Origin of the sequence: Antrihabitans spumae (genome assembly GCF_043944905.1) — a bacterium.
GTDB classification, from domain to species: Bacteria; Actinomycetota; Actinomycetes; order Mycobacteriales; family Mycobacteriaceae; genus Antrihabitans; species Antrihabitans spumae.
The window spans coordinates 1-3,122 of record NZ_JBIMSN010000077.1; the positions used below are offsets into that span (position 1 = coordinate 1).

Annotated in this window: 4 protein-coding genes; 1 reads left to right on the forward strand and 3 read right to left on the reverse strand. The window is 60.6% G+C overall.

The features are described 5' to 3' along the window. A partial coding sequence (locus ACHIRB_RS17675; protein ID WP_395127735.1) for an ATP-binding protein occupies positions 1–484 on the forward strand: 484 nt, incomplete at its 5' end. Between the two features lie 242 nt (positions 485–726). Here ACHIRB_RS17675 and ACHIRB_RS17680 read toward each other — a convergent pair. From ACHIRB_RS17680 to ACHIRB_RS17690, 3 genes are all read right to left on the reverse strand, one after another. Continuing rightward, complete coding sequence (locus tag ACHIRB_RS17680) at positions 727–897, reverse strand: hypothetical protein (RefSeq protein ID WP_395126717.1); 171 nt, start codon at positions 895–897, stop codon at positions 727–729. A gap of 120 nt (positions 898–1,017) precedes the next feature. Beyond that, positions 1,018–1,731 carry a heme peroxidase gene (locus ACHIRB_RS17685; RefSeq protein WP_395126718.1) on the reverse strand — a complete coding sequence of 238 codons (714 nt, stop codon included), beginning with the start codon at positions 1,729–1,731 and terminating at the stop codon, positions 1,018–1,020. A 300-nt stretch (positions 1,732–2,031) separates the two neighbouring features. Beyond that, a complete protein-coding gene (locus tag ACHIRB_RS17690) occupies positions 2,032–2,556 on the reverse strand; it encodes a hypothetical protein (RefSeq protein ID WP_395126719.1) in 525 nt (174 codons plus the stop codon). Between the last annotated feature and the right edge of the window lie 566 nt (positions 2,557–3,122).

Below are 3,122 nucleotides of genomic sequence, written 5' to 3' on the forward strand. Positions count from 1 at the left end.
TCAACGCTTCCACGTGCGCAAATACGCCACCGGCACGCCACAACCCTCGATAACCGTCGGTGTCGGGAAAACTCATGTGGCACAAGCACTTGGCCATCAAGTGGCCCGCCGCGGCGGCGATATCCGGTTCGTCAAATGCTCACGCATGCTCGCCGACCTCGCCGGTGGTCACGCTGATCGCACCATCGGGCAACGCATGCGTGAATACACCCGACCACTGGTTCTGATCGTCGACGACTTCGCGATGCGGGAGCACACCCCGACTCAATCCGATGACCTCTACGACCTGGTCTCTGACCGTGCCATCGCGGGGAAACCAGTAATTCTCACCAGCAACCGAGCCCCGAAGGATTGGTATCCGTTGTTTCCGAACCCCGTCGTTGCGGAATCGCTGCTCGATCGGTTGATCAACACCAGCCATCAAGTCCTCATGGACGGCCCGTCCTACCGGCCACGCAAACGACCCGGCACCACAGCTAGCTGACACCGACCACAAGCCCAGCTACCCTCAGCGCAGCAGCGCCGAACGTGAGGAATTACGTGACGGCTACCCCTGGGGAATTACGCGACGGTCGACAGCTGAGGCAATCGCGCTTTGGACAGCCTCAACAAACGGTTCGGCTGTCTTGTCCTTCAACGACTTCAGCAGGTAAGCGTTGATATCGCGGTTGGGATCACGATGGTAGCCAGACTGACTTCGGAGAAGGAAACGAACGAATCCTCGCTTCATCGTCGTGGATTTTGTGGCTCGACGGACTCGATCGCGCCGAGCGGAATGACGCGGGGGGTTTCCGGCTTGTTGTTCATCCGCGCGAGAGCGCCAGAGTGAACCAAGGTGAGCGTTCCGGTGTCCACGTCGAGAGCTGCGACACAGCCCATGCCATCGTGTGAGATCACGTCTTCCTTCCTTCACGCATACGGCGTGTTCGTTGCGTCATCGCAGGTGTCCAGCACCTCTGATCCTTGGGCGGTGGCCGGGCACGGGCGGCGCGCACCCAACGGCCTCACGCGCGTTACTCAAATGGGGTCAGCTTCTCGGCTGACTTGGCGGCCGGACTCGAACCGCCAGATGGCGTGGTCGGTGTGAATTATGTTCCATCCCTTTACTTCCGCCACTCGGCGTACCAGCTCGTTGGCTCGCTTCGCCGACAGCTGCGATTCGGGCAAGCCGATCGCACGTGCGGTGTAGCGAATGACCATGCGATCGGCCTTGACGCCAGGAATTTGCGCGAGCATCAGTGCGTATTCCCATGTCAGTCCAGAGCGTTGGCCGGGCACCCTGCGCCAGGCTTGCTTCACTGCATCGATCTGACCGTTGGCAGCAGCGGCACGCAACTCGGAAGTGGTTTCGATGCCGAGCTCAACAAGGGTCTCCGCGGCTGAGGCGATGGCTGCGGCCTTGAGTGGCGCTCCCGGCGCGGTCGACGTAGGCCTTCTATTGCCTACCTTGGTTGCCCATCCATCCGGGCCACCCAGTTCGCCGATGGTCGTCAACAACTCGGGTGCTCCGTCGGAATCGGCGTTTGCAGCTTGGGTTCTTCGGTAATCGCGGTAGTTTCGAACGACGTTCAGCACCGATGTGTAGTGCGCGCCGGTCGAGTAGATCGAGTCGATCAGGCACAGTGCGAGCGAGTCCGGATATCCGTCAGGGGTGATCCACAGATCAGGGTCGCCGAGGTCGCGAGTGCAAGTCGCGAGCAGTAGTTCCGCCGGGCCCGTCTCATCGTCCATGAATGGATACTCCTGCCGTCAGCATCTGTTCGAACCGAACTGTGCAATCGCGCGTTTGCGTGCCATCCGGCCGGTGGCATCTCAGCACGCCCCATAGCTGGTATCCACAATCGCTGAATCCGAAACCCCTACCAACGCTCTGTGAAGTGTGGGGCTCGCTGGGCTGGACATGAACCTCACGCCTGGGAAGAGCATGCCCGCACGTGGGGCGAGCTGTTGGCGTCAATGCTCTATCGACCTTTGCCTAGCGGCGAGCGGTTCTCGACTCTGCGCGCGCTGTGCGGGTTCGGTTGGCGGTCGTCAACGCCGCTGAACAGCGTAAATCTCAAACCCGAATTGGCTGAGAGGTAGGAGAGCGCTTCTACCTCTGGCGGATCGAACCGCGAACACGTTGATTTGGCCCTGATCGTTGATACTCGATGCGTAGTACTGCATTTGATATGCAGCTAGATCGTTGTTCATTTTGAAGTTGGAGTCGTACTGCGTCACATACACGAGATCGTTCGGGTAGTCAGGGTTACCGATAGGGCATGAGCCCCCACCGGTCGCGCCGTTGAAGGTCGTCCCGTCGTAGAACTTTCCGGGCGCGCAGATCGCAGTCAGCCAGTCGTCTAAGGTCCCCCTGATCTCCTGGCCACTGGTGTCCTCGCCATTCGAGTCGTGGTCACTCTGCCGACCATCAGGGCGCTCAAATGCCCACAACGCGATGACGACCGCGATAGCCACTGTCAGGCCTCCAGCGATCCAGAGAATTGCCTTGGTCGGCTTGGTACCTGGCCTGGGTTCGCCATCGGAGTGATCATCCGCGCTCGGCTGATTCGGCACTGATTACGTCCTCTCCGGCGAAGTTCTCAATATCGGTGCAATGCGGTCGGTGCTCGACGGCGGCAACGAAGTAAAGGCGATATCCTAAGTTGGGATATTACTGGCAGGCAAGTCGCGAACCGGCGTCTTCGACTGCGGCCTTCGCAACGCGCTCGGCTCATCCGGCTAGGTGTTCCTGTGCGGCTGTGTCGACTGACAAGTTTCTGAGAGTCAATGGTGCAGGGGCACAGGCGAAGACGTCAGCGTCCTCCATCGAGAAGTCGGGTGACAACACTGAGGCCCCGAGAAGCTGCGCGATACGCCGCAATATTGGAGCCACCCGGCTACCGTCGCCTCCGCCCGAGAGTCGGCAAGCCGCCAGAAATCGTCGGAAAGGCACCCCCGCGTGAAGGTGGCGTATCCCAGTCCTTCGTCCAGCCTTCGTCCGCGTCGTCGGCTCTCTGTACGACGCCATCTGCGTCCGGCGGGCCGTCAGTGGCCTCAGCCACTCGTGTTGCGGAGCCAGGGCTGTCATTTGCCAGGGTGATGGGACCACCTGCTTGCCACTAGCATGGGACCACCTTGGA

Coding starts and splice junctions, on each gene's coding strand:
- ACHIRB_RS17685 (WP_395126718.1), bottom strand. CDS start 1,731: ATGGACGATGAGACGGGCCCGGCGGAACTACTGCTCGCGACTTGCACT.